A 23207-nucleotide genomic window follows, 5' to 3' on the forward strand; every position below is an offset into this window, starting at 1 on the left:
CCCCACTGCTGCCTCCCGTAGGAGTCTGGGCCGTGTCTCAGTCCCAGTGTGGCTGATCGTCCTCTCAGACCAGCTACCGATCGTCGCCTTGGTGGGCTTTTACTCCGCCAACTAGCTAATCGGACGCGAGCTCATCTTCAGGCTATAAATATTTTCCCTTGCGGTACATCGGGGCTTAGCAGTCGTTTCCAACTGTTGTCTCCGTCCTGAAGGCAGATTCTCACGCGTTACTCACCCGTCCGCCACTAAGTATTTCTACTCCGTTCGACTTGCATGTGTTAAGCAGACCGCCAGCGTTCATCCTGAGCCAGGATCAAACTCTCCGTGTTGTTGAGTTCTTTTAAGGCTCGTCAAGTTCTTTCCACTCAGCCCTGAAGCTGGTTTTTTTCCCTTGACTTTTTTCTCGTTGTTTGCGATATTGAGTATCAGCTCTCGCTTTTACTCTCTACCTTGATTTTTTTGACGAGGTTAATAGTGCTTTAAGCTTTCAAACTATTCTTTTTTCTAGGTTCAGTTTTTTGCCTTTAGTTGGCGGTTCAGTGAACCGCTTCCCTTCTGGCGCTTTATTAATGTATCAACTCTCCCCAGAGTTGTCAAGCGTTTTGCCAAAATATTTTAAAGTTTTTTGGGAAGCCATACACCGTCAGGGTTTTGGCTCTTAACCACCGCTTGGCCATCCCCTGGCTGACTCCTCTTTATGGCTTGGGTCTTTTTTTTTGCCAAGATTGGACTTTTGAGGGGAGTATCTACCGCGTATGGGTAGAATATCTCTACGTGTAGATGTTCTATATATAGATGTTCGATCGCCCGCCCATGAAAAAACCTACAGCCCGCCCTAGTGGCTTATTCATTACCTGCGCTTCACTGCTGCTGGCTTGCAGTCAGACGAACACTCCCCAAACCTCTACTACAGTATCTCCGGCGACTTCCCCATCTCCCGGTGCTTCGCCAGAGGGTTTACCTGGGAGTAGTTCCAACACTATATCTATAGGTATTGGGGTGGCCCAAACTAGCAATGTGGCTTTACTGGGTCAGGAACAGGTGGCTGGGGCAAAAATTGCTGAGAAATATTTCAACGATAAGGGCGGTGTGGATGGGACGCCGATTAAACTGGTATTCCAAGATACGGGTGGAGACGAACAAGGGACGATTAATGCTTTCAATACTCTGATCAATCAGGATAAGGTGGTTGGTATTGTAGGGCCAACCCTGTCACAACAAGCTTTTAGTGCCGATCCGATCGCCGATCGCGCAAAAATTCCCGTACTCGGACCATCCAACACCGCTAAAGGCATTCCCCAGATTGGCGATTATGTTGCCAGAGTCTCCGCGCCTGTCGCCGTAGTAGCACCTAATGCGGTGAAAGCTGCACTGAAGCAAAATCCCAATATTAAGAAAGTAGCCGTGTTTTTTGCTCAGAATGATGCTTTTAGCAAATCTGAGACTGGAACTTTTCAGACAACGGTTAAAGATATGGGACTGGAATTGGCAACAGTTCAAAAATTCTTGACTACTGATACAGATTTTCAATCTCAAGCCACTAATGCGATAAATGTCAATCCCGATTTGATAATTATTTCTGGGTTAGCCGCAGATGGAGGCAATTTAATTAAGCAGTTGCGGGAGTTGGGATACAAAGGCGTTATCATTGGGGGCAACGGTCTGAATACTTCTAATGTCTTTGCAGTTTGTAAAGCACTTTGTGATGGAGTTTTGATTGCCCAAGCCTACAGCCCGGAATATGAAAATGAAGTTAATAAGGCTTTTCGCGATGCTTATCGCGCTCAATTTAAGAAGGAACCGCCTCAATTTAGCGCTCAAGCTTTTACTGGCGTACAAGTTTTTGTTGAGTCATTAAAGGCACTTAATGCTAAGTCGAAAGTTAGCCAAAATTCTTTGGCAGAATTGCGTACAAATTTGAATCAGCAGTTGTTGGGTGGAAAGTACGATACTCCTTTGGGGGAAATTTCTTTTACGCCTGAAGGGGAGATTAATCAGAAAGAGTTTTATGTGGCACGGATTAAGATGGAGGCGGATGGCAATAATGGTAAGTTTGAGTTTTTGAAATGATGGCAGAGGAAAGTTCGGCAACGGATTGCATAGACAGAGTTAACGGAGTTAACAGATGTCAAGAAAACCGAATAAGTAAGAGGAAAGAGAGAAAATCCGTGGCGTATTTGTTGTTGAATGATTTGGCTTTCATGGTCAATTTTTAACGGGTGATGGACTTAACTCTGTTTTTGCAACAATTTTTGAATGGTTTGTCGATCGGCAGCGTGTATGCGATTTTTGCCCTGGGATACACGCTGGTGTTTTCTATTTTGGGAATTATTAATTTTGCTCACAGTGCAGTATTTACGTTGGGTGCTTATTTCACTTATGCGCTGATGGGAGGTGCTTTCGGTTTTAATGGATTGTGGGCTAACGCTCGAATTCCCGTGGATTTGCCTTTTGCTGTGGCGTTAATTTTGGGAAGTGTCATGGCTGGTTTGGTGGGAGTAATTGTTGAAAGAGTGGCTTTTTTGCCTTTGCGCCGGCGACACTCTGATTCTCTGCTGACTGTGGTTTCTAGTTTGGGTGTAGCTGTTGCGATCGCCAATATCATCCAATATCTTGTCGGTGCGGAAATTTACACTTTTCCTGCTAACACTTACGGCTATTTACCTGCTGCCATTAACTTCGGGACAGCGGATAAACCTATTCCGATTCGGACTGTTCAAATAGTAATTTTTGCGGTATCAGTTGCGATTGTGGCTGTCTTAACTTACTTAATAAATTTTACTAAATTTGGCAAAGCAATGCAGGCTGTGGCTGAAGATGCGACTACTTCTAGTTTATTGGGGATTGATACTGATAGGTACATTGTATTGACGTTTTTTGTGAGCAGTTTTCTGGCGGGTTTGGCGGGGAGTTTGGTGGGTTCTAGTGTGAGTATTGCTGGGCCATATTTTGGTATTGCTTTTGGTTTGAAAGGTTTGGCGGTGATTGTACTTGGTGGGTTGGGGAGTATTCCTGGGGCAGTTTTGGGAGGTTTTATAATTGGTTTGGTGGAGGCTTTTGTGCCTGGTGATTTTTCTGCTTATAAGGATGCTGTTGCTTTTGCTATATTGTTTATTATGCTATTGGTTAGACCGCAGGGTTTGTTGGGACGGCGTTTGATTCAGAAGGTGTAAGATAATTCGGCGATTGAAATCGCTTAAGACTCAAACTAAGTCCCTCTCCAAGAGACTAAGAAATAGAGGTGTTTGATTTAAAAGGTGTCAGAAAATTCGGCGATTGAAATCGCTTAATAGTCAAACTAAGTCCCTCTCCAAGAGACTAAGAAATAAAAAAAGTTATGAATGAATTTTTTACTACTTATGGGTTTTTGATTGTCTCGATGTTGCTGGGTGCAATGTTGGGAATGTCGCTTTATTTGCCTCTAATGACTGGACAATTGTCTCTGGCTAGCCCTGGTTTTTATGCTTTGGGTGGGTATATTGCGGCGATTTTGTCTACGACGGTGTTTCAACAGACAGGGGGTTTATTTCCACTGCCGTTGTTGTTATTAGAGATGATAATTGCAGGGATTGTTTCGGGGTTGCTGGGGATTTTTGTGGGAATTCCGGCGCTGCGGTTGAGTGGGATTTATTTGGCGATCGCAACTATTGCTTTTGTGGAAATTTTGCGGGTTTTATCGCTGAATCTGGACATCACTGGCGGGGCTGTGGGCATTTTTGGGATTCCGCAACCGTTTGCGACGCCGATCGAGTATTTGTGGATTGTACTACCTTTACTGTTGGTAAGTATGGCGATTGTGTATCGGCTGGAACGGATTCGGGTGGGGCGGGCTTTTGCGGCGATCCGCGCTGATGAGTTGGCGGCTGATGCGATCGGCATTAACCCAACTTTTTATAAGGTTTTGGCTTTCACGTTAGGTGCTGTTTTAGCTGGTGTTGTGGGTGCAGTTAGCGCTCATTTTCTGAATACTTGGAACGCCCGTCAAGGTACTTTTGATGCTAGTATTATTTACTTGACTTCTGTGTTGATTGGTGGTAGCAGAACGTTTCTGGGAGCAGTTTTGGGTGGGATGGTGTTTACTGCTTTGCCGGAGGTTTTGAGGGGGATCGCAACTATTCAGGGATTGCCGATTTGGTTGGCGCAATTTCTGCGGGATGGACGTTTAATTATTTTTGGCTTGCTGATTGTTTTGGGGACGATATTTTTTCCGCAAGGTTTGGTGACGCCGGAGTTGTTGAAGAAATTTAAAAAGGCCGATCGTACTTCTGTTTAAAAAAGGATGGCCAGCCATCGCCGACCTCAGCAATCATCACTACCCTATCGTTGATGCGGACTTCAGAGTCGATCTGCTTTCCCGATTCATTGGGGAACCGCCTCAGTTCGATCGCTGGCAATACTCAGATGAGAAATGCGATGTTTCTGCTAAACCATCGACAACGAAATACGGCGAAACGCAGTTGTACCCAACTGGTTTAGATGATTAATTCATGGTTTATGCGGTCTTTTTGGATATTCGAGCGCTCTTCTCAATGCAATCACTAACTCGGACCCATTGAGAAGAGCTTTGTATTGTTTTCAGGAAGCAGATAGAAAATGCCTAACCTGGATTGACTGCGCTGGGTTCCATGAACATAGTTTCCCAAATGTGGCCATCTAAATCCTGAAAGCCATGACTATACATAAATCCGTAGTCTTGCGGTTCATTGTAGGTCGTTCCGCCAGCAGCAACTGCGTTGCGAATCATTTCATCCACTTCTTCTCGGCTCTCGGAAGACAAGCACACCAGCACTTCTGTACTCTTGGTGGCATCGCAAATTGGGTTGGGTGTAAATTCCTTGAACTTCGCTTCTGTCAAAAGCATGACGAAGATGTCTTCGCTCACAACCATACAAGTGGCAGTTTCGTCAGTAAACTGGGCGTTAAAACTGAATCCAAGTTTAGTAAAAAATTCGACAGACCGATCGAGATTTTTGACGGGTAAATTCACGAAAATTTTAGTAGCCATGTTTTCTCCTTTTTAACTTCGATCGCAAGGTGAAACATTAACGATTTTTCGCTAATGTTTGAATTGAAGAGTAACGCCTGTGAGCAAACTTGAAAAAGTTAGGTAGCTGGCTGGACATTAATCATCCACGGTGTGCCAAATCGATCGACAAGCATTCCAAAACGGGTAGACCAGAAGGTCTCTTGGAATGGCATCTTTACCGTTCCGTTTTCTGCCAATTTTTGAAAGATCCGCTCCGCTTCGACCAGATCGTCAAATTGAAGATTCACAGAGAATCCCTGTGGTTTGTTAAAGGAATCGGGTGGAGTGTCAGAACCCATCAATACCATTTCACCAACAGTTAAGTTGGCGTGCATGATTCGATCGCGCTGTTCGGAGGGAATTTCCTCAGACATGGGCGCATCCCCATAGGTCATCATCCCGTCGATTTTGCCACCTAAACACTGTTCGTAGAATTTAAATGCAGCTTCGCATTCACCGTCAAAAAAGAGATAAATATTCGATTGCATCATGTACTCCTTTGGTTAATAGTCGATCGAGCAATCCATTCACGGGAAAGGATGTGGCTGCCGAACAAAAAGTTAGGCAGTATTTATGCCCTCAAGAACGCTGGAGTTGTTCTGCCTCCGCCCGAATGCGTTCTTCCTGTTCCCTGAGTTCGGGCGTCAAGGATTCGCCGAAGTCCTCTGCTGCAAAGATCGGGCGAATTTCGATCTCGGATTCTCCTGGCATCGGGTTGGGGCAGCGTTTGACCCAGGCGATCGCTTCCTCCATCGACTGCACTTGCCAGATCCAGTATCCGGCAATCAGCTCTTTTGTCTCTGTGAACGGCCCGTCAGTCACGCTGCGATTTGTGCCTGAAAACCTCACCCGCGCTCCTTTTGAGCTGGGATGTAGCCCTTCGCCAGCGAGCATAATTCCCGCCTTGACCAATGCTTCGTTGTATTCCCCCATTTCCGTCAGAAGCTGTTCGCTGGGCATGACGCCTGCCTCTGAGTCTTCGGTAGCTTTGACTAGAACCATGACTTTCATAGTGAAATCTCCTTTTGTTTGTGGTTGTTGAGCTGGGCTAAGGTGCGCTCGTCAAAACGGCTTGAGACGTTTCTGGATCGAAGGGGACAGAGCAATGCTCGTGCACAATCTGCCATCTGCCCTGCTTCCGCTGGCACGCAGAGGTCATTCGCATCCACATCTGCGCCCCAGGGTGATCTTTTGGCATCCCTGTGAACTGAAAAAGCCAGTGCGCGATCGCCAAATCACCGCTCACGGTAAGGCTGAGGTCTCGCATCTCAATCCCGAAGGAGTCCGGGAAGCAAGGCAGGCACGCCTCCCACGTCCGTCGAAATTCATCTGCACCTTTGGTTTGGAACGGCGGTATTGCATCGAAAATAATCACATCTGGGGCGTAGTGCGCCATGATGCGATCGAGGTCTTTGGCGCAGATGGCACTGGCCGTATCTGCGATGACTTGTCGAATCTGGGCTTCGTCTTGTGTTTTGGTGATTTCGGTTGTCATAGTCATAGTGGTATCTCCTTAATTGATGTCGATTGGTTTTCCGGGCGCAGATTGAAAACTGCTAACCCTTGCTCTACCATCTAGTCGAATAGAAGTGCGCGCGATCGACAAGTTGAACATTTTTTCTGGAAAAGTTTGTCAGTGCGGATGTGGAAGCCTGCCTTGAGCGGTACTGACAGCAACTACTGGTCTGATGGCAAGCCCGACAGTTCCACGATCGGGCGAATTTCCACCGTACCTTTACTGGCGCTTGGTAGGCGTGCTGCGATCGCGATCGCTTCGTCAAGATCCTGGGCATCGATCAGAAAGTAGCCGCCGAGTTGTTCGCGCGTCTCCGCAAACGGCCCATCGGTGACAAGTTTTTTGCCGTCACGCACTCGAATACTGGTTGCTGTGGCGATCGAGTGTAGCGGCGAAGCACCCAAGTATTGACCGTTCGCTTGCAGTTCTTGGGTTAGCTGCAAAGACTTTGCGTAGCATTGCTGCAGCTCGCTTTCAGTCCAGGCATTTTCGTCGCTGTAAATCAGCAATATGTATTTCATCGTTACTCCAAAATTCGATCTGAGATAGTCGCCTTCATTGAGTAGTCATTCGGCGAGGCTGCAAATCGACAGCAAAGCAAAAAATGTTTTCAGCCTAACTCGCGAACGCGTTTTTCGAGAAAACGACGCTCTGGTTCCTGTTTCACGATCGCCAGCGCCTTTTGGTAGGATTCTCTGGCATCAGCCGTTCTGCCCAGCCGCCGACACAAATCGGCTCGCGCGGAGTGTGCCAGATGGTAGTCTGCCAAATCGCCGCGCGCTAATATTTGGTCGATCGATTGCAGTCCCGCTAAGGGGCCATCACGCATTGCCACTGCTACCGCCCGATTTAAGGCAACAACGGGCGACGGCTCTAATTGCACGAGCAGGTCGTATAAGCCCACAATCTGCGCCCAGTCCGTTGCAGCAGCACTCTGGGCCTCTGAATGCACCGCTGAGATCGCAGCCTGAAGCGTGTACGAACCAAACCGTCCCGATGATAGCGATTGCTGCACCAGTAACCTGCCTTCAGAAATTTGTGCTTGATTCCAGAGCGATCGATCTTGGTCTTCTAGAAGGATGAGGTCGCCTGTGGAGGAAGTGCGTGCGGTGCGCCGCGATTCTTGCAGCAGCATCAGCGCCAGGAGTCCAATTACTTCGGAGTCTGGCAACAGTTCCATTACCAGCCGTCCCAAACGGATCGCTTCGTCAGCGAGATCTGCCCGCGTCAGCGATCTGCCAGATGAGGCCGCGTACCCTTCGTTAAACACCAGGTAGATCGTTTGAAGCACGGTGTCCAATCGATCGGGCAAATCGGTTTTCGATGGCACTTGATAAGGAATGCGTGCGTCGCGGATCTTCGCCTTGGCCCGCACGATCCGCTGCGCCAACGTGGGGGGAGCAATCAGGAAGGCGCTGGCAATTTCCTCGGTACTGAGTCCGCAAACTTCCCGCAGCGTCAACGCCACCTGAGCTTCTGGCGACAGGGCCGGATGACAGCAAGTGAAAATCAAGCGCAGGCGATCGTCCTCAACGTCCTCGTCATCCTCGATTGTGGTGTCACTCGGCTCGAGTTGTTGAGCGAGTTCTGCCAAGTGCGTATCAAAGCGGGCGCGACGCCGGATGGTGTCGATCGCTTTAAAGCGACCCGTAGATACAAGCCACGATCGCGGGTTAGCGGGAATGCCGTCGCGGGGCCATTGCGCTACAGCCGCAGCGAAGGCTTCGTGCATCGCCTCTTGGGCGCGATCGAAGTCACCGAGCAAGCGGATCAGGGTGGCTAAAACGCGGCGCGACTCGGATCGGTACACAGCTTCCACCTGCTGACGGATTTGATTGGCTGCTGTCTCATTCATAAAGCGTTCACAAAACAAAAATATATTATCGGCCGTGCCGCAGAGTACGATGCTCCCATTGCGCCCGTGCAATCCGCCAATCGACCTCGCTCCAACCGCGATCGGACATCCATGATGACCCTGGGCGGGTAGCAACCACCTCTGCTCCTATCCACTCCGCCAACCGAGCGATCCGGGTATTTGCACTCACGGTAGACCCGGAGATCGCCTTCAGATTCAGTTCCGCGAACCCAAAGTCGAGCAGCGCACGCCCCACCTCGATCGCGTAGGCATATCGCCCCCAATAGGCTGGTGCCAGTTCTAGACCAAATTCCATCTCGCCAGTTTCGCACAACTCTCCCCGCAGTCCACAGCAACCGACAAGCGCGTAAGGTTCCTGTCGTTGTACGATCGCCAGTTGGTAATTGAGTCGAGGGCGATCGTCAGCCCATGCCTGAAACATCTCGAATAGGCGTGCTGCATGGTCGGGGCTAGAGCGATCGGGTTCGTAAAATGTCAGGTTGCGCGGATCGGCTTGATAGTCCAAGAATGGCGATCGATCGGAATCTACAAAGTCACGCAGCAGAAATCTTTTGGTTACAATTTTTATCATGATTTACAACTTTAATTATGGGCAATTAAACAAACATCATATTCTGCCAAATCTTAATAGTTTTGTCACTGCTGCCGCTAGCCAAAAACTCTCCTTCCGGGCTAAAATTAACCGAATAGACCGAGTTAGTATGACCAGCAATATTACAAATTTCTTGACCGTCTTTCACTCGCCAACTCTTGATAGTTTGATTGCTGCTGCTAGCCAAAATCTCGCCATCGGGACTAAAAGCAATAGAATCAACATACCAAGAATGTCCTGTGATAGTTAAAACTTCTTGCCAATCTTTGACCCACCAAATCTTAATAGTATTGTCATGACTGCCGCTAGCCAAAAACTCTCCATTTGGACTAAAAGCTATGCAGCGAACGGAGTCTGTATGACCTGTAAGCGTGCGAATTAGCTTCCCATCTTTCACTCGCCAAATTTTGACGGTTCTGTCCCAACTGCAGCTAGCAAGAGTTTCTCCATCAGGGCTAAAAGCCACAAAATAAACTAAATTGGTGTGACCCGCAAGCGTGCGAATTTCTTGCCCGTCTTTGACTCGCCAAAGCTTGATTGTTTGGTCCCAACTGCTGCTAGCAATAATTTCGCCATCGGGACTGAAAGCTGCGCCGTAAACTGAGTTACTGTGACCGATCAGGGTGCGGATTTCTTGTCCATCTTTCATCCGCCAAAGTTTGACAGTTTTGTCGTGGCTGCTGCTGGCTAGCATCAGTCCGTCCGGGCTGAAAACTACTGTATAAACCGAGTTAGCGTGTCCTGTGAGGGTGACAATTTCTTGCCCGTCTTCAACTCCCCACAGCTTGATTGTTTTGTCATCGCTGCCGCTGGCTACAACTTCTCCGTTGGGGCTGAAAGCAACAGAGTAAATTAAGTTTTTGTGACCTGTGAGGGTGTGAAGGCATTGCCAGTTATAGGTTGGCTGTTGGGGCGGGGCAGGAGTTTTTCCTGGTTTAACTAACTTGGAATTTGTTTGAGGGATTGCTAGATCGATCGCAACTTGGGGATTAATTTCTTTTAATACTTCAACAGCCGTTTGATAGCGGCGGTTGGTAGCATTTGCAATCATTTTGTCTAAAATTTTACCGAGTTCTTCACTCACCGGGTTGTTTGCCAAATACTGCCGCCATATCCAGGCATCTTCACCAGGATCGAATAGGTCAAAAGGGGACACTTGAGTTAGCAAATACAAACAAGTTACGCCTAAACTGTACAAATCGCTGGTAAAAAATGCTTTGCCTCTGGCCTGTTCGGGGGCGATGTATTCGGGGCTGCCGATGCTGGTTCCTGTTTTGAGTAATGCTGTACCTGTGGCAATTTTGGCAGCGCCAAAGTCTACTAAAACTAATTGTTTGTCGGCGCGGCGGATGATGTTTCCGGGTTTGATGTCTCGATGAATAACGTTGTGGGAATGGATGAAGTGAAGGACGGGTAATAAGCTATTGAGTAAGTCTTGAATTTGATTTTGTCTAAATGTGCCTTCTGTTTCTACAATTTGTGCTAAATTTTGCCCGTCAATAAATTCTTGGACTACATATTGTCTGCTGTCTTGGATGGAATAGGCTAACAATTCGGGAATTTGAGGGTGTTTTCCCAATTCGTCTAATCGCATTGCTTCTTGTTCAAAAAGTTCGGCTGCTTTTTTGCTGTTGCGATTGCTTGCTGATGGGATGAGTTGGGTTTCTGCGGGTAAAAATTGTTTGATGACGCAGCGGGGTTTTGAGGGTTTGTCTTCGTCAACGGCGAGAAAGGTTCTGCCAAAGCCACCTTGTCCGATCGCCTTTATAGCCCGGTAGCGATCGCGCAGCAGCAGTTTAGAACGGCAATTTCGGCAAATTTTGGCTGCGGGAGGGTTTTGCGGCTTGGAACAGTTGGGGTTTAGGCAGTAACTCATTCGATTTTAGATTTTAGATTTTAGATTTTAGATTTGGGATTTGGGATTACGGATTTTAGATTTTATGTTTTTGAATATTTGCACTAGGCAGTAAATATTATACCTCTTTAGATTTTAGTTTTTAGATTTGGGATTTGGGAGTAAGGATTTTAGATTTTATGTCTTTGAATATTTGTACTAGGCAGTAAATATTATACCTCTTGCCCGACTATTATATAAAATTTATATAACTTATTCTCAGAGTGGTTTTACGCGCTACTTATAGGGGTAAGGTGCACACTGCGCACCTTACATATAGAGGTTTTGCTAGTCCTGAATAAACTATTTTAGAAATTCCACATAACGGGGTTATCGTCTAAACGATCGGTGACGGTTCGCCCGATCGCGTCAATCTCTTTTAATTCCTCTTCACTCAATTTTACCTCAGCAGCTTTAGCATTTTCGGCTGCTTGTTCCCCGTCGCGCGCGCCGACAATTGCATTTGTTTGCGGCTGGGAAATCAACCAAGCTAAAGCTAAATTTCCTAAGCTTGTCTGGTGGCGATCGGCAATTGGCCTGAGTTGATTTAATGCTGTTTGCACTCGGTCGTAATTTTCTTTGATGAACAGCTTATTTTTGGCGCGGTGGTCGCCTTCTTCAAACTTGTGTTCTGGCCCGAATTTACCTGTCAGTATTCCTTGAGCTAGAGATGAATAGGCAATGATTGAGATATGATTGTCCACACAATAGGACATAGCATCTTTTTCTACCCAGCGCCAAAACAGAGAATATGGCGGTTGCAAGCTGTCGATGCGTCCGTATTGGGCTGCTTCTTCTATTTGGGCGCGGGAGAAGTTGGAAACGCCGATCGCCCGAATTTTTCCCTGTTCTTTTAACTTGTTCAGGGCGTCCATTGTGTCTGCAATTGGCACTAACTCGGAATTCCAAGTGCCAGCGGGCCAGTGGATTTGGTAAAGGTCGATATAATCGGTGTTGAGGTTTTTTAGCGATCGATCGCAGGCTTCGATTAACAAATCTGGTTTCAGGTGGTTGGCGAAAACTTTGCTAGCATAAACTACTTGCGATCGCACATCTGAAAGTGCTTGACCGATAATTTGTTCCGAATGCCCTTCTCCGTAAGCCTCAGCCGTATCAAAGGTGGTAATACCCGCCTCAAAAGCGGCGCGCATTGCTTTGACAGTTTCAGCATCCTCAATTCCCACCCACATCCGCTTGCCAGCTTGCCAAGTCCCCATAATTATCGGGGTAATCTGAATTTGTGATGTCCCCAATTGTCGCTTTTGCATACCCTAAGTCCTGATTTAGATTTTTAGTATTCACCCTCAAGCTATCTAATTTTAACAGAAAAAAGTTGCTGTACTTGCTTGAGAGTACCGATTTTGTTACTATTGTTAAAACAAGACTAAATTCCTATGAAATCAACTACTCGCGCACTGAAAGAATGGAATGTAGCAGTTAATGCTTTGGAACAAGGTCAAACGATTGTGCTGTTGCGGAAGGGCGGAATTCGCGAGCAAGCCGGACAGTTCAATGTCAGTGACAAACAGGTTTTGCTGTATCCCACTTTTGAACACCAACAGCCTGATTTATTAAAACCGGATTTTGCGAGTCAGGTAAAAACTGTAGAATCTGGTTGGCATCCGGAAATTATTAGAATTGGCAGTTGGGCGGAGATTACCGATGTTTTTTTGGTAGCTTGGGAACCGGCAATTACTGCGCTGTTTCCTTACCATATTTGGAATAAAAAGTTTGTCAGCGATCGCCTGAAATGGAAACAAAATCAGCCAATTTATATTTTATTGCTGCGGACTTATCGCCTTGCAGAAACCAGAGAAATTCCGTACATTCCTGAATACGGCGGTTGCCGTTCTTGGATCGATTTGGCAGATCCTATTTCGCTGGAGGGAAGCCAAGCTGTTTTGAGCGATGGAGAGTACATTGCACGGTCAAATGAAATCCGCAATCTGATCGCGAATCCTCCGAATGATTCTGGTTTGCAGAAAGTCACAACGCTGAGGGGTTGAATTTTCGGCGCATCTAATTTGTTGAAAGTAGATAGAATGTATCAACACTTCGGACAGTTTCAGGGCTTACGCATGGGCGCTTATTCCCGGTTTTTACTAAAATTTACGAGGAGGAACGATAAATATAGGAAGAAATCGGGTTTCATCAGTCAGCGGGCGTAAGTCACCTACAATGAAGCATCCAGACGCTACAGAATGGCTACTGTGAAATCGCGATCGATCTTCAGAAGAAGGTTGGCTATCAGTCAGATTAAAATTTTATCCGCAAATTTTGTAGTGAGGAAGTTAGTCATCATTAATAGTTTTTAATGCAGTTTTCGAGAGTCGCCCTTCTATTAAGCCCAGCCCAAAATCCGCCGCTAATGCCATCAAAGCCGCCGGAATTGCCCCAGCCAAAAGTAACTGATTGTTGACTGTAGCAACGCCCCGAAAAATAAATACGCCTAAGCCACCGGCACCAATTGCAGCCGCAATCGTTGCCAGTCCGATCGCAATTACTGCGGCAACTCGCACGCCCGCCAGAATCACGCCCAGTGCCAGGGGAATTTCCACTTGCCATAACAGTTGCATATCAGTCATTCCCATCCCTCTCCCGGCTTCCGTAATCGCTGGATCGACGCCGACAATACCGGTATAAGTATTGCGGATAATAGGCAGTAAAGAATACAGAGTGAGGGCGATAATTGCCGTGTTATCGCCTATTCCACCCACTATCGGCACCGGGATTAGCAAGCCAAACAAAGCTAAACTGGGAATTGTTTGCATAATATTAGCAAATCCCAAAATGGGCTTTTTCAATTTTGGTTTTCTGGTGACTAAAATCCCGAGGGGAATCCCCAGACTAATAGCGATAAAAATTGCAACAGTTACTAAATATAAGTGTTCGGTCGCGCGCTGAACTATCTCCGCACCATACCGATTCATAAATTGCATCATGTGGAAATTAGTAATTAGGAATTGACAACTGTAAATTTTGCTATAATCAAATATCTCGTAGGAGTCGGTTCGCCAATATCTTTAATTTCCCGCCATCAGCTTCAAAAACCGACCCATAGCCATAAACGAATGATGCGATCGCACATCATATTATTACCCAGTCCCGGGTAATTGCAAACATTCAAGAAATGCGCGAGCTTCTGGATGGTGAGATTTCAGAAAATCATCGGGGGATGCCAATTCAATCAACCGTCCATCTTGCATCAAACCTATTCTAGAAGCTAACAAAAAAGCTTCTTGAATGCCGTGAGTCACAAAAATCACTGTTTTGCCCAGTTGCTGCTGCAATTGACCGAATTCCCGCTGCAATTCCAGACGAGTAATCGGGTCTAAAGCACCAAACGGTTCATCCATTAACAATATCGGAGGGTCAGCCGCCAGTGCTCTAGCGACGCCCACCCGCTGCCGCTGTCCGCCGGATAACTGATGGGGATAGCGTTTGGCGAAGTGCTGGGGGTCGAGGTTGACTAATTCTAACAGTTTACGGACGCGAGATTGAATGCGATCGCCATCCCAACCTTCTAATTTTGGCACTAAACCGACGTTTTGCTCGACGGTAAAATGGGGAAACAAACCGATTTCTTGAATCACGTAACCAATTTTTCGGCGCAGTTGAATTGGGTTCCACTGAGTTGTCGGTTTTCCCATGACAAGAACTTCGCCGCTGCTTGGCGTTAGTAAATTGTTAATCAATTTCATGGTAGTAGTTTTGCCACTCCCGCTGCGTCCCAGCAATACTAAAACTTCTCCTTGCAGCACTTTGAAATTGAGTTTGTCTACTAAATGCCTGCGGTTGAGGCGATATGTCACGTCGAGACATTCGACAGCAACTTCATTATTGAGAGGCATGATTAGTTCCGGTGATTTGGGTTTTCAATAATTTTAGAACTTACAGACAAGGTGATATAAACCCGGTTTTTTTCTTAGATATTTTACTGCTTAACCCAAGATTTGTCAGAGAAACCGGGTTTATGAGCGTAAGTCCTAAAATTCAAATCAGCGAGCATCGGGGGACAATTCCCAATTCTAAAATCTAAAATCTAAAATCGACTTGATTTTGCCATTCTAGCAGTAAGGCTCGACATTGGAGGCAAGTTAATTTTTTGAGCAAGTCGCGAATTCCGTCTGGGGTGGCAGGATATGCAGCACCGATAAGTTCGGGGCTTACTGTTGCTGTCGGGTGCAATTCTGCAACAAAACCGTAGAGTTTTTGATTGGAGAAGGAACTGTTTATTGCCCAGCCAATGGTGTTGATCGGTTCGATGCGGGCGATCGCGCTTTCTGTCACGCCTAGTTCCCTCTGAATTATAGCTGGAACAGCCTCTGCTGGCGTGGCTTCGGCTGGTACGCGACCGCCGGGAAAATCCAGGGTTGCTTCTGCTACGCCGGGGCGATACATGGGTGAAGGAAACACAAATTTGTCAGCTTGAATTGTCAAGATTACAACTGAATCTGCTCTTTCTACTCGCCAATATTCTACTGTTTTTCCTTCGGTTGTTTCGAGATGTTCGGCGATTAGTTTTACCCAATGAGAGTTGATTTCTACAAAGCGGTCTAGAGTTTTCCACTGGGATTTGGCAGTTTGGTTCATGTGGGAATTTTTGAAATAAATCAGATGTTGTTTGCTATGGTAGGCGATCGTTGCCGAACCCAACAATAAAAGAGCGACCTTTTCAGCTTTGAACCAGTTTTTTCCTCTCGATTGTTAATTTTTGCTACAACCCTACACATTCGCCTAGATAATTCGGTAACATAGACTACATAATCAAAGTTTATCTGCGCCTTCGCTCTGGGTTGTTTCAACCGCGCCCTGGTGCAGACTCTTAGCTAGACAGGAGTAGTTATGCAACTGCAAACAGATATTCGTACTTGGCAATCCCAAGGAACGCCAGGAAGCTTCGCCAGTGCCCGCGACTGGGAAAAATTTGGCTGCGCCGTACCTGCACCAAAATTGGCTCCTTCTATGTGGGTTAAATTATTCAATCCGCCAACAGCATTCAGCTTTGACGAAGCGTGGCTGTTGTGTGAATGTTCTGATGAAAAGTGGCTGGCTTGGATTCCTGATTATGGCGAAATTTTACTGAGTAAACATGAATTTTGCGCTACTAAATCGTGAATTACGCAGACAAACTTTCATAAACCGGGTGTTAAAATCCATATCCCTCTGGTTCCACGGGATTTTTTGGACAAAAGCTGGTTTCTGCGTAATTATGTCGTTTGCAGTGAGGAATGCAAGTCCTCAAAGTTTGATAAGGACTTGCATTCCTCTCTGCAAACCTCTTATATGATGTCGTTTTAGCGGACATCATATAAGTCCTAATAGATATTAATTGAAATTTCACTAACAAAAAGAGCAATAGGTTTTCTATTGCTCTTTTTGTTTAAAAACACTCTCTAGTTTTTGTCTTCAGACACTGGAAGTTATATCAAGTGGGGTCGATTGACCACTATATCGTCGCGGTGAGGGGTTTACTGTATCGATGCTTGCATTGGAGATATTGGTGAACCCGTCCCTACAGCAATTACGGTCAATTTAGCCGCCGTGATATTGCTGGTTTATCTGCAAACTGCACGGTTATTTACGTTTCTAACAATCGTGCCTACTCTGCCATTAATCTGAACCGGATTCTTGGTGCTGGCTCGAATCAAGAGTGGTTGTTTGGCGAGACATTCTCTGATTGATGCTGCCCATGCGGTGAGAGCTCCGGTGTATTCTGTACGACCCGCTGGGGCGCTAAACTGATCGGTAATTAGGTAATCCGAGGTGATGCTAGTGTCAGTAGCAACATTGGTAATAATTGGAAAGTCAAAGGCTTTGGGCAAGGTTCTGTCCTGGATTCTGCCCGGTAGCAACTGGTATTTCATCGAGCCACCCTTGTAGTCAAAACCTGCTTGAGGGCTGGTTGGAGGGCTTGTTTGAGCCAAGGCGGGAACAGGCAAGCTTGCTACCAAAACGGTGCAAAAACTCCAAAATAATTTCGATTTCATCCGATTCATCTCCTCAACTTTATGACGATTAGCACTAATTTAGGTACGATTAAAAGACACTCGCTTTTATTGAGAAAGCGCCTGATGATATTGAGCTTTTGAGTTTGAACTCAACGCAGCTAATTTATTACCCAACATTCTCAAAAATGTTAAAACTGGTTTGCCTGACAAACTGTAGAAAAGTTTCAGTTGAGTTAGATATTTACACATCTGAAGTTGTTACAGCATTGGGGAGTCGGTTTTACCAGAATGAGTCATTTTTGATCGATGTCATTGGAACTTTATCAAATTTTGTCTCAGATATCAAGTTTGACCGATCGCGTATCACGTTTTAACACTGGTTTGCTGCTCGATCGAGGTTTGAGTGTTGCGGGCTATACCAGGGCGAGAAAGATGCTAGAGTGCATCGATGGGCGTTTGAGTATTTTCAGGCGACAATAGACACAGAAGGGGCTTGAAAATAGGTGATTTTAGTGGAAGATAGTAAATTTATCGACGTATCGGACATTATGGGTGTTCCCGTGGCTCCGGCGGGTTACAAATCGGGCTTTGTGGGTATTGTCGGACGCCCGAATGTCGGAAAATCAACGCTGATGAATCAGTTGGTGGGGCAGAAAATTGCAATTACTTCGCCGGTGTCTCAGACGACGCGCAACAGGCTGCGGGGCATCCTGACGACACCTGAAGCACAAATTATTTTTGTAGATACTCCCGGAATTCACAAGCCTCACCACGAATTGGGCAAGGTTTTGGTGCAGAATGCCCGCACCGCGATTAAGTCGGTGGATGTGGTGCTGTTTGTGGTGGATGGTTCGGTGGAATCGGGAGGGGGCGATCGATATATTGTCGAAATTCTCAGCAATATCGGCATTCCGGTGATTTTTGGGATGAATAAGTTGGACGAACAACCGTCGGATTGCGTGTTGATCGATCGAACTTACGAGCAAATTGTCAATCCTGAGTGGCCTGTAGTGAAATTTTCCGCTCTCACGGGCGAGGGTGTCGAGTCGCTGCAAAAATTGTTAATCGAACATTTGGAGGTTGGGCCTTATTATTATCCGCCAGATTTGGTGACTGACCAGCCGGAACGCTTTATTATGGGCGAATTGATTCGGGAACAGATTTTGCTGCTGACGCGGGAAGAAGTGCCGCATTCCGTAGCAATCGCGATCGACATTGTTCAAGAAGAAGCAAAAATTACCCGCATTCTGGCGACAATTCACGTCGAACGGGATTCCCAAAAAGGCATTTTAATCGGTAAAAGCGGCAGTATGCTCAAGTTGATCGGCAGTGCGGCCCGCGAACAGATTCAAAAGTTAATTGAAGGCAAAGTATATTTGGAGTTATTTGTCAAGGTGCAGCCGAAGTGGCGGCAGTCGCGCACCCGTTTAGCCGAATTGGGCTATCGGGTAGAAGAATAAAACTTTATCTGTTAGCAGTTTCCCTCTCTTAATCCTGATGTGCTCAGAAGCAGAGTTGAGAACTTCATAGAAACCACCAAGGAGGAGTGTATGTCGTTAACAGGTATAGCCAAGGAAACATTACAGATTCTAGAAAAAGGCGAGTTCATTTCAAAGCACGGCCATTTTATTAATTTTGCTACCGAGCAGAAGCTGGCAGAGAAAAATACTAAGTTGTATCGACCCGAAGAAGTTGAAAATTTATTGCAAAATACGCAATGTGATGCGAAACAGAGTCTGTTGGTGGAAGTTACCGATGAGACCACTCAAGTAGCCGCCTACCGTTTGGTAAAAGGTGAAGATTGCCGCGATCTCGTGCTCCTAAACTATGCCTCCGCTCGAAATCCTGGTGGCGGATTTATTAATGGTGCAAAAGCACAAGAAGAAGATTTGGCTCGCTGTTCCGGGTTATATCCCTGTCAATTGACACAGCCCGAGTATTATGAAGCAAACCGATCGCAAGATTCTCTTCTTTACACCGATTACCTGATTTATTCTCCAAAAGTTCCTTGGTTTAGAATCCGCAGTCGTGAATTGCTCGATGATTATTTTTTAGCATCTGTTATTACTGCGCCCGCACCAAATGCAGGTCAAGTATTGCGTCGCGATCCCAATGCGCTTCCCCATATTGAAAAAGCATTGCGGCGACGTGCTGGATATGTACTTGCGGTGGCACAAGATAATGGACATCGATCGTTGTTACTCGGTGCATGGGGGTGTGGCGTGTTTTGCAACGATGCCAGTATGGTAGCAGATGCTTTTGGTCAGTGGCTTGAGAGTCCGCGATTTCATGGATGTTTCGATCGTGTAGTTTTTGGTATATACGATTCGGCTAAGAGTAAGGATACATTGAAGGCATTTAAAAATAGATTTAAGTAAAAGTATTGCATTCTCAGCCTCGCTGTCGTCAATGCCTCTAACAATCCCAACGCACGCCGACTTTCAGGAGGTCATCGGCTGGAGTTTGAGGTAGTTTTTAGCAGGCGATTGGGAGCGTTATCTCGCAAACACTGCCTGACCTTGGAGATGATTCGGAAGCTCGATCGAGAGCTTTACCTACAGAAAATTGGTAGAATAAATAGATACGCTTCGATCGCGCACCCCTACAATAAGCTAGTAGATCCAATCTTTTCGCCAAACCTCAAACTAGGAGATTCTCAAAAATTCCCACTATGAACTACCGAAACCACATCACGATCGAAGCAAATAAACGCGGTGGTAAGCCTTGTGTGCGCGGCTTGCGAATTACGGTTTATGAAGTGCTTGAGTACCTGGCTTCCGATATGACCGAAGCAGAAATTATCGACGATTTTCCCGATCTGACGCGAGAAGATTTAAAAGCCTGCATTGCTTATGCTGCTGACCGCGAGCGTCGGTTTATGACCAATCCCTTATCGGCATGAAATTACTTTTTGATGAAAATTTGTCGCCCAAGTTGCCGAATCGTTTGAGCGATATTTTCCCAAATTCGCTTCACGTTCGAGATGTGGGAATGAAAGCAACGATCGACCTAATAGTTTGGGATTATGCAAAAGATATGACTGCGCACTTCTTAGTGCAAACGCAGTCAGCCTGGGAACCCTAGCAATAGGGATATTTTGACAGAAATGTCTTAAGAATCCCCGTACTTTCAGGTCGGGGAGTGTCAAAGGATTTCTACATACCCTTCTGTTCCATGTACGCGAATTCGTTGCCCATCTTCGATCAGTTTGGTCGCATTTTCTACTCCGACAACTGCCGGTAAGCCATATTCACGTGCGATAACTGCTCCATGAGTCATCAGTCCACCAACTTCGGTGACTAGACCTTTTATGGATACAAATAATGGTGTCCAGCTAGGGTCAGTAAACGAGGTGACTAATATATCTCCATCTTCTAGATCGGCGTCTTCCATGTTTAGGATGACACGTGCTCGTCCCTCTATAACTCCGGAAGAAACAGCCAGGCCTACAATAGCTTCAGCCGGGAGGTTTTCTCGTTTGTACGCACCGGAAATCATTTCACCATCAGAAGTGAGAACACGTGGGGGAGTTAGTTTTTCAAATGATCTGTACTCGTCTTTTCGTTTGCTGACGATCTGGTAATCCAGTTTATTTGTGCGTACAACTTCGTGCAGTTCTTCAAAAGTGAGGTAGTAAATATCCTCTCTTTCATGAATAACGTTGGCTTGTACGAGTTGTTCGGCTTCTTTCAGCAACGCCTGCTTATAAACGAAGTAGCGATTAACGATGCCGTATTTTGGATATTCACGATAGCCTGCGAAATTCCGGACTAGACCGATCATCCGCTTTGTTTCTTTGGCTTTTTGTTCACCATCGGGTAATTGCTTCAATCGTTCTAACAACTCTTGTTCTTTGTTCAAAGCCGCCTGTCGCCCCTGCTCAAATTTCCGCTTGCCGGCACCAGGCTCAAAGTTTTTGATGTTACTAAGGATTATGGGAAAAAGTGTCGTTGGTTTTTCGCTCCAACGAGTTCTAGTAATATCGATTTCTCCGGCACATCGCATTCCGTATTTGTTGAGAAAAGCATAGATAGCGTCCTGGGCTTCCTGTCCACCATTAAGCTTAACCAGCTCATCCAAAAAGCTATCGTCTTTTAGATGTTGCAAGTAATTGATTACTTCTGGATACGGGCGAATCACATCGGCAACATCCAACAACTCCAGACCCATTTCCGAAGTAATATTGTTGGATACGGATTGAGAAAGCGTGTCTGCTACGTTCTTTTCACCTAACCACTCCATCATTTTCTCATTGATCCAGGAGGAAGCATTCATACCAGTCATAAGCACACCAAAACTTTGTGAATCAGAGTTGGTCTTCTTTAATTGCTGGATATCTTCCAGGATAAAATCAAACACATCCGATCCTGATTTCGTTTGGATGGTTTGTTTTAACGCTTCGATAGAGGTTTGACTCTGTTGAATCAAATCAGCAACAATCGCCGGATCGTAGTCGTTTAGGGTTTGAAAATCAGCAGGCGATCGACCTTTACTGCTTTTGCCGAGACTCCGATCGTCGGGTAACGATTTTATAAAATCTCCCCGCTCTATGATGGTTGTAAGTGCGTCTTTCATGAGCGGATCGGATTTTCCCAATGTGACGTTTAATACAGTTTCTCTGCTGACAGGTGAAGCCAGCGCCGCTGTAACATCAACAAATAACCTTCCACCAGCAGTGTGCATGGGTGCATGGGTCGTTAACAGGAAAAAAGACAATCCCAATGGTTTCATGGCATCGGTCATCATTTGGTTGTGACCGACAGATACATAGACGTGGTTTTCCCGATCGTTCGCTTCAGGGATGGGGTATAAAGTAGTGATTGGCCGACTCTGGACAATATAAAATGTATCATCAACCAAACACCATTCGATGTCCTGGGGACAGCCGAAATGTTCTTCGATCTTTCTGCCCGTGCGCTCAAGCTGTACAATCTGCTCATCCGTCAGCGCTTGCCTGTTCTGCTGCTCAGGCTCAATTTCCTGTTCTTTCGTACCGCCATCTTTTAAGGCATAAACAGCCAGTTTCTTGGTAAATATCTTCTTATCGACAATCGTGCCGTTACACACTTTATAGTTATCGGCATTCACCAGGCCGGAGACCAAGGCCTCGCCAAGTCCGAAGCTGGCATCAATGGATAACACTTTTCTATTAGAAGTGACGGGATCTGCAGTAAACAAAATTCCTGCCACCTGCGGGAAGACCATCTTCTGAACAACCACAGACAGGTGGACTTTACGGTGATCGAAGCCGTTTTGAAGGCGGTAAATTACTGCTCTCTCGGTAAATAGCGATGCCCAGCACTTGCTGATATGCTGATAGATTGCCTCCTTTCCGATAATGTTCAAATACGTATCCTGCTGGCCTGCAAAAGAGGCCGTCGGTAAATCCTCTGCAGTTGCGCTGGATCGTAATGCACAGGCATTTTTTTCATCAAGCCTGGAGAGGAGGCGGGCGATCTCTTCATTAATGTCTTGAGGAATGGCTATCCCTTCGATGACCCTACGAATCTCACCGCTAAGTTCACCGATTTTATCCCGGTCTTCCACTTTTAGAAGGGATAAGCGATCGAGTAATTCGTTAATCGACGACGTTTCCCCAATGATTCTTTTAAAGGCTTCAGTAGAAATACAGTAGCCATCCGGTACGCGGATTCCTTCAATCTTGGAAAGTTCCCCCAGGTTTGCGCCTTTACCCCCAACAAGCATGATTTTTGTTTTGTCAATGTCCTGAAAACCAAGCACATAGGAACTCATATATTTACCTCCTGTGGCAATGCCTTCTTTGATAATTTTGATGACATCCTTCGGGCTAAAATGATTTACCGGAGTATTGTACTTCAACTCGACACTCAAAAGTGCATCTTATCCCGAAATAGCCCCTCATTTAGTGTTGATGGCATTTCTGCATCGAGTGATTAATGGTGGGGGAACATTGGAGCGGGAATATGCCATTGGACGCGACAGAATGGATTTATGTTTGCGTTATGGTGAGGTAACATTGGGAATTGAACTGAAGGTTTGGCGAACTCGGAAAGTCGATCCGTTGCGTAAAGGGTTGGAACAGTTAGATGGATATTTGGCTCGATTGGGACAAGATGAAGGGTGGTTGGTGATATTCGATCGACGCGACAATGCGCTCGAATTAGAAGAGCGATTGAATACTGAAATTCATCTGACACCAATGGGGCGAACGGTTACAGTTATTCGTGCGTGAAGAAGTTCTGATGAATGTCTCGATTTTTGCGATCGCCGAGGGTGTTCTATCCACTCTAATCTAACAATACTCCGGACAGTTTTTAAGCAGCCAGAGTACCATAAGACAAGACTGAAGGAAGATTTGGATGATTTAAAA

The 23207-nt window shown here is 46.1% G+C and carries 25 protein-coding genes and 1 rRNA gene; 11 read left to right on the top strand and 15 right to left on the bottom strand.

From position 1 onward, the window contains the following. Positions 1–329: ribosomal RNA gene (locus QUA20_RS28750) — 16S ribosomal RNA — on the bottom strand; the annotation flags it as partial. A gap of 484 nt (positions 330–813) precedes the next feature. Here QUA20_RS28750 and QUA20_RS28755 point away from each other — a divergent pair. The 3 genes from QUA20_RS28755 (at position 814) to QUA20_RS28765 (ending at position 4273) form a co-directional block, all read left to right on the top strand. After that, positions 814–2070 carry an ABC transporter substrate-binding protein gene (locus QUA20_RS28755; RefSeq protein WP_333193466.1) on the top strand — a complete coding sequence of 419 codons (1257 nt, stop codon included), beginning with the start codon at positions 814–816 and terminating at the stop codon, positions 2068–2070. Between the two features lie 152 nt (positions 2071–2222). Then, a complete protein-coding gene (locus tag QUA20_RS28760; protein WP_333193467.1) occupies positions 2223–3173 on the top strand; it encodes a branched-chain amino acid ABC transporter permease in 951 nt (316 codons plus the stop codon). 164 nt (positions 3174–3337) lie between these two features. After that, positions 3338–4273, top strand: coding sequence for a branched-chain amino acid ABC transporter permease (locus QUA20_RS28765; RefSeq protein WP_333193469.1), 936 nt, complete (start codon positions 3338–3340; stop codon positions 4271–4273). A 324-nt stretch (positions 4274–4597) separates the two neighbouring features. Here QUA20_RS28765 and QUA20_RS28770 read toward each other — a convergent pair whose 3' ends face one another. From QUA20_RS28770 to QUA20_RS28810, 9 genes are all read right to left on the bottom strand, one after another. Further along, entirely contained in the window at positions 4598–5005 is a 408-nt protein-coding gene (locus QUA20_RS28770) for a VOC family protein (RefSeq protein WP_333193472.1), read from the bottom strand. 98 nt (positions 5006–5103) lie between these two features. After that, positions 5104–5514 (bottom strand): VOC family protein, encoded by a 411-nt coding sequence (locus QUA20_RS28775; protein WP_333193474.1) that lies wholly within the window; start codon positions 5512–5514, stop codon positions 5104–5106. Positions 5515–5605: 91 nt separating this feature from the next. Then, the gene (locus tag QUA20_RS28780; RefSeq protein ID WP_333193476.1) at positions 5606–6037 is read right to left on the bottom strand and encodes a YciI family protein; all 432 of its coding nucleotides are present in this window, start codon (positions 6035–6037) and stop codon (positions 5606–5608) included. A gap of 37 nt (positions 6038–6074) precedes the next feature. Then, positions 6075–6527 carry a nuclear transport factor 2 family protein gene (locus QUA20_RS28785; protein WP_333193479.1) on the bottom strand — a complete coding sequence of 151 codons (453 nt, stop codon included), beginning with the start codon at positions 6525–6527 and terminating at the stop codon, positions 6075–6077. Between the two features lie 176 nt (positions 6528–6703). Further along, positions 6704–7063 carry a YciI family protein gene (locus QUA20_RS28790; RefSeq protein ID WP_172189497.1) on the bottom strand — a complete coding sequence of 120 codons (360 nt, stop codon included), beginning with the start codon at positions 7061–7063 and terminating at the stop codon, positions 6704–6706. An 89-nt stretch (positions 7064–7152) separates the two neighbouring features. Next, a complete protein-coding gene (locus QUA20_RS28795; RefSeq protein ID WP_333193480.1) occupies positions 7153–8397 on the bottom strand; it encodes an RNA polymerase sigma factor in 1245 nt (414 codons plus the stop codon). Between the two features lie 25 nt (positions 8398–8422). Continuing rightward, the gene (locus QUA20_RS28800; protein WP_333193483.1) at positions 8423–8989 is read right to left on the bottom strand and encodes a GNAT family N-acetyltransferase; all 567 of its coding nucleotides are present in this window, start codon (positions 8987–8989) and stop codon (positions 8423–8425) included. A 25-nt stretch (positions 8990–9014) separates the two neighbouring features. Next, entirely contained in the window at positions 9015–10886 is a 1872-nt protein-coding gene (locus QUA20_RS28805) for a serine/threonine-protein kinase (RefSeq protein WP_333193485.1), read from the bottom strand. 326 nt (positions 10887–11212) lie between these two features. Beyond that, the gene (locus QUA20_RS28810) at positions 11213–12172 is read right to left on the bottom strand and encodes an aldo/keto reductase (RefSeq protein WP_333193487.1); all 960 of its coding nucleotides are present in this window, start codon (positions 12170–12172) and stop codon (positions 11213–11215) included. A gap of 126 nt (positions 12173–12298) precedes the next feature. Here QUA20_RS28810 and QUA20_RS28815 point away from each other — a divergent pair, with 126 nt between their 5' ends. Next, the gene (locus tag QUA20_RS28815; RefSeq protein WP_333193489.1) at positions 12299–12910 is read left to right on the top strand and encodes a DUF1802 family protein; all 612 of its coding nucleotides are present in this window, start codon (positions 12299–12301) and stop codon (positions 12908–12910) included. 285 nt (positions 12911–13195) lie between these two features. Here the strand turns inward: QUA20_RS28815 and QUA20_RS28820 are convergent, their stop codons facing one another. The 3 genes from QUA20_RS28820 to QUA20_RS28830 all read right to left on the bottom strand — a co-directional run bounded on the left by QUA20_RS28820 (position 13196) and on the right by QUA20_RS28830 (position 15497). Further along, the gene (locus QUA20_RS28820; RefSeq protein ID WP_333193492.1) at positions 13196–13846 is read right to left on the bottom strand and encodes an ABC transporter permease; all 651 of its coding nucleotides are present in this window, start codon (positions 13844–13846) and stop codon (positions 13196–13198) included. Positions 13847–13999: 153 nt separating this feature from the next. Further along, positions 14000–14755 (bottom strand): ATP-binding cassette domain-containing protein, encoded by a 756-nt coding sequence (locus QUA20_RS28825; protein ID WP_333193495.1) that lies wholly within the window; start codon positions 14753–14755, stop codon positions 14000–14002. Positions 14756–14939: 184 nt separating this feature from the next. Beyond that, entirely contained in the window at positions 14940–15497 is a 558-nt protein-coding gene (locus QUA20_RS28830) for an NUDIX hydrolase (RefSeq protein ID WP_333193498.1), read from the bottom strand. A 252-nt stretch (positions 15498–15749) separates the two neighbouring features. On the opposite strand from QUA20_RS28830, the gene QUA20_RS28835 reads away from it, so the two are divergent. Continuing rightward, complete coding sequence (locus QUA20_RS28835) at positions 15750–16022, top strand: hypothetical protein (RefSeq protein ID WP_333193499.1); 273 nt, start codon at positions 15750–15752, stop codon at positions 16020–16022. A gap of 440 nt (positions 16023–16462) precedes the next feature. Here the strand turns inward: QUA20_RS28835 and QUA20_RS28840 are convergent, their stop codons facing one another. Next, the gene (locus QUA20_RS28840) at positions 16463–16894 is read right to left on the bottom strand and encodes a hypothetical protein (protein ID WP_333193500.1); all 432 of its coding nucleotides are present in this window, start codon (positions 16892–16894) and stop codon (positions 16463–16465) included. A 267-nt stretch (positions 16895–17161) separates the two neighbouring features. On the opposite strand from QUA20_RS28840, the gene QUA20_RS28845 reads away from it, so the two are divergent. The 5 genes from QUA20_RS28845 to QUA20_RS28865 all read left to right on the top strand — a co-directional run bounded on the left by QUA20_RS28845 (position 17162) and on the right by QUA20_RS28865 (position 19939). After that, the gene (locus QUA20_RS28845; RefSeq protein WP_333193502.1) at positions 17162–17335 is read left to right on the top strand and encodes a hypothetical protein; all 174 of its coding nucleotides are present in this window, start codon (positions 17162–17164) and stop codon (positions 17333–17335) included. A 68-nt stretch (positions 17336–17403) separates the two neighbouring features. After that, positions 17404–18315: a GTPase Era gene (gene era / locus QUA20_RS28850; RefSeq protein WP_333193517.1), complete on the top strand. Its 912-nt coding sequence runs from the start codon at positions 17404–17406 to the stop codon at positions 18313–18315. 90 nt (positions 18316–18405) lie between these two features. Next, positions 18406–19233 carry a TIGR02452 family protein gene (locus tag QUA20_RS28855; protein ID WP_333193505.1) on the top strand — a complete coding sequence of 276 codons (828 nt, stop codon included), beginning with the start codon at positions 18406–18408 and terminating at the stop codon, positions 19231–19233. A gap of 293 nt (positions 19234–19526) precedes the next feature. Then, on the top strand, positions 19527–19757 hold the full coding sequence (locus QUA20_RS28860; RefSeq protein WP_333193508.1) for a DUF433 domain-containing protein: 231 nt from the start codon (positions 19527–19529) through the stop codon (positions 19755–19757). Continuing rightward, on the top strand, positions 19754–19939 hold the full coding sequence (locus QUA20_RS28865) for a DUF5615 family PIN-like protein (RefSeq protein ID WP_333193510.1): 186 nt from the start codon (positions 19754–19756) through the stop codon (positions 19937–19939). Before QUA20_RS28860 ends, QUA20_RS28865 begins: the two co-directional genes overlap by 4 nt. A 60-nt stretch (positions 19940–19999) precedes the next feature. Here the strand turns inward: QUA20_RS28865 and ppsA are convergent, their stop codons facing one another. Then, on the bottom strand, positions 20000–22696 hold the full coding sequence (ppsA, locus tag QUA20_RS28870) for a phosphoenolpyruvate synthase (protein WP_333193513.1): 2697 nt from the start codon (positions 22694–22696) through the stop codon (positions 20000–20002). Here ppsA and QUA20_RS28875 point away from each other — a divergent pair. Next, on the top strand, positions 22686–23069 hold the full coding sequence (locus QUA20_RS28875; protein WP_333193515.1) for a hypothetical protein: 384 nt from the start codon (positions 22686–22688) through the stop codon (positions 23067–23069). The two genes, ppsA and QUA20_RS28875, sit on opposite strands and share 11 nt — an antisense overlap. The last annotated feature ends 138 nt before the right edge of the window (positions 23070–23207 follow it).

Source organism: Microcoleus sp. Pol7_A1 (genome assembly GCF_036701085.1).
GTDB classification, from domain to species: Bacteria; Cyanobacteriota; Cyanobacteriia; order Cyanobacteriales; family Microcoleaceae; genus Microcoleus; species Microcoleus asticus.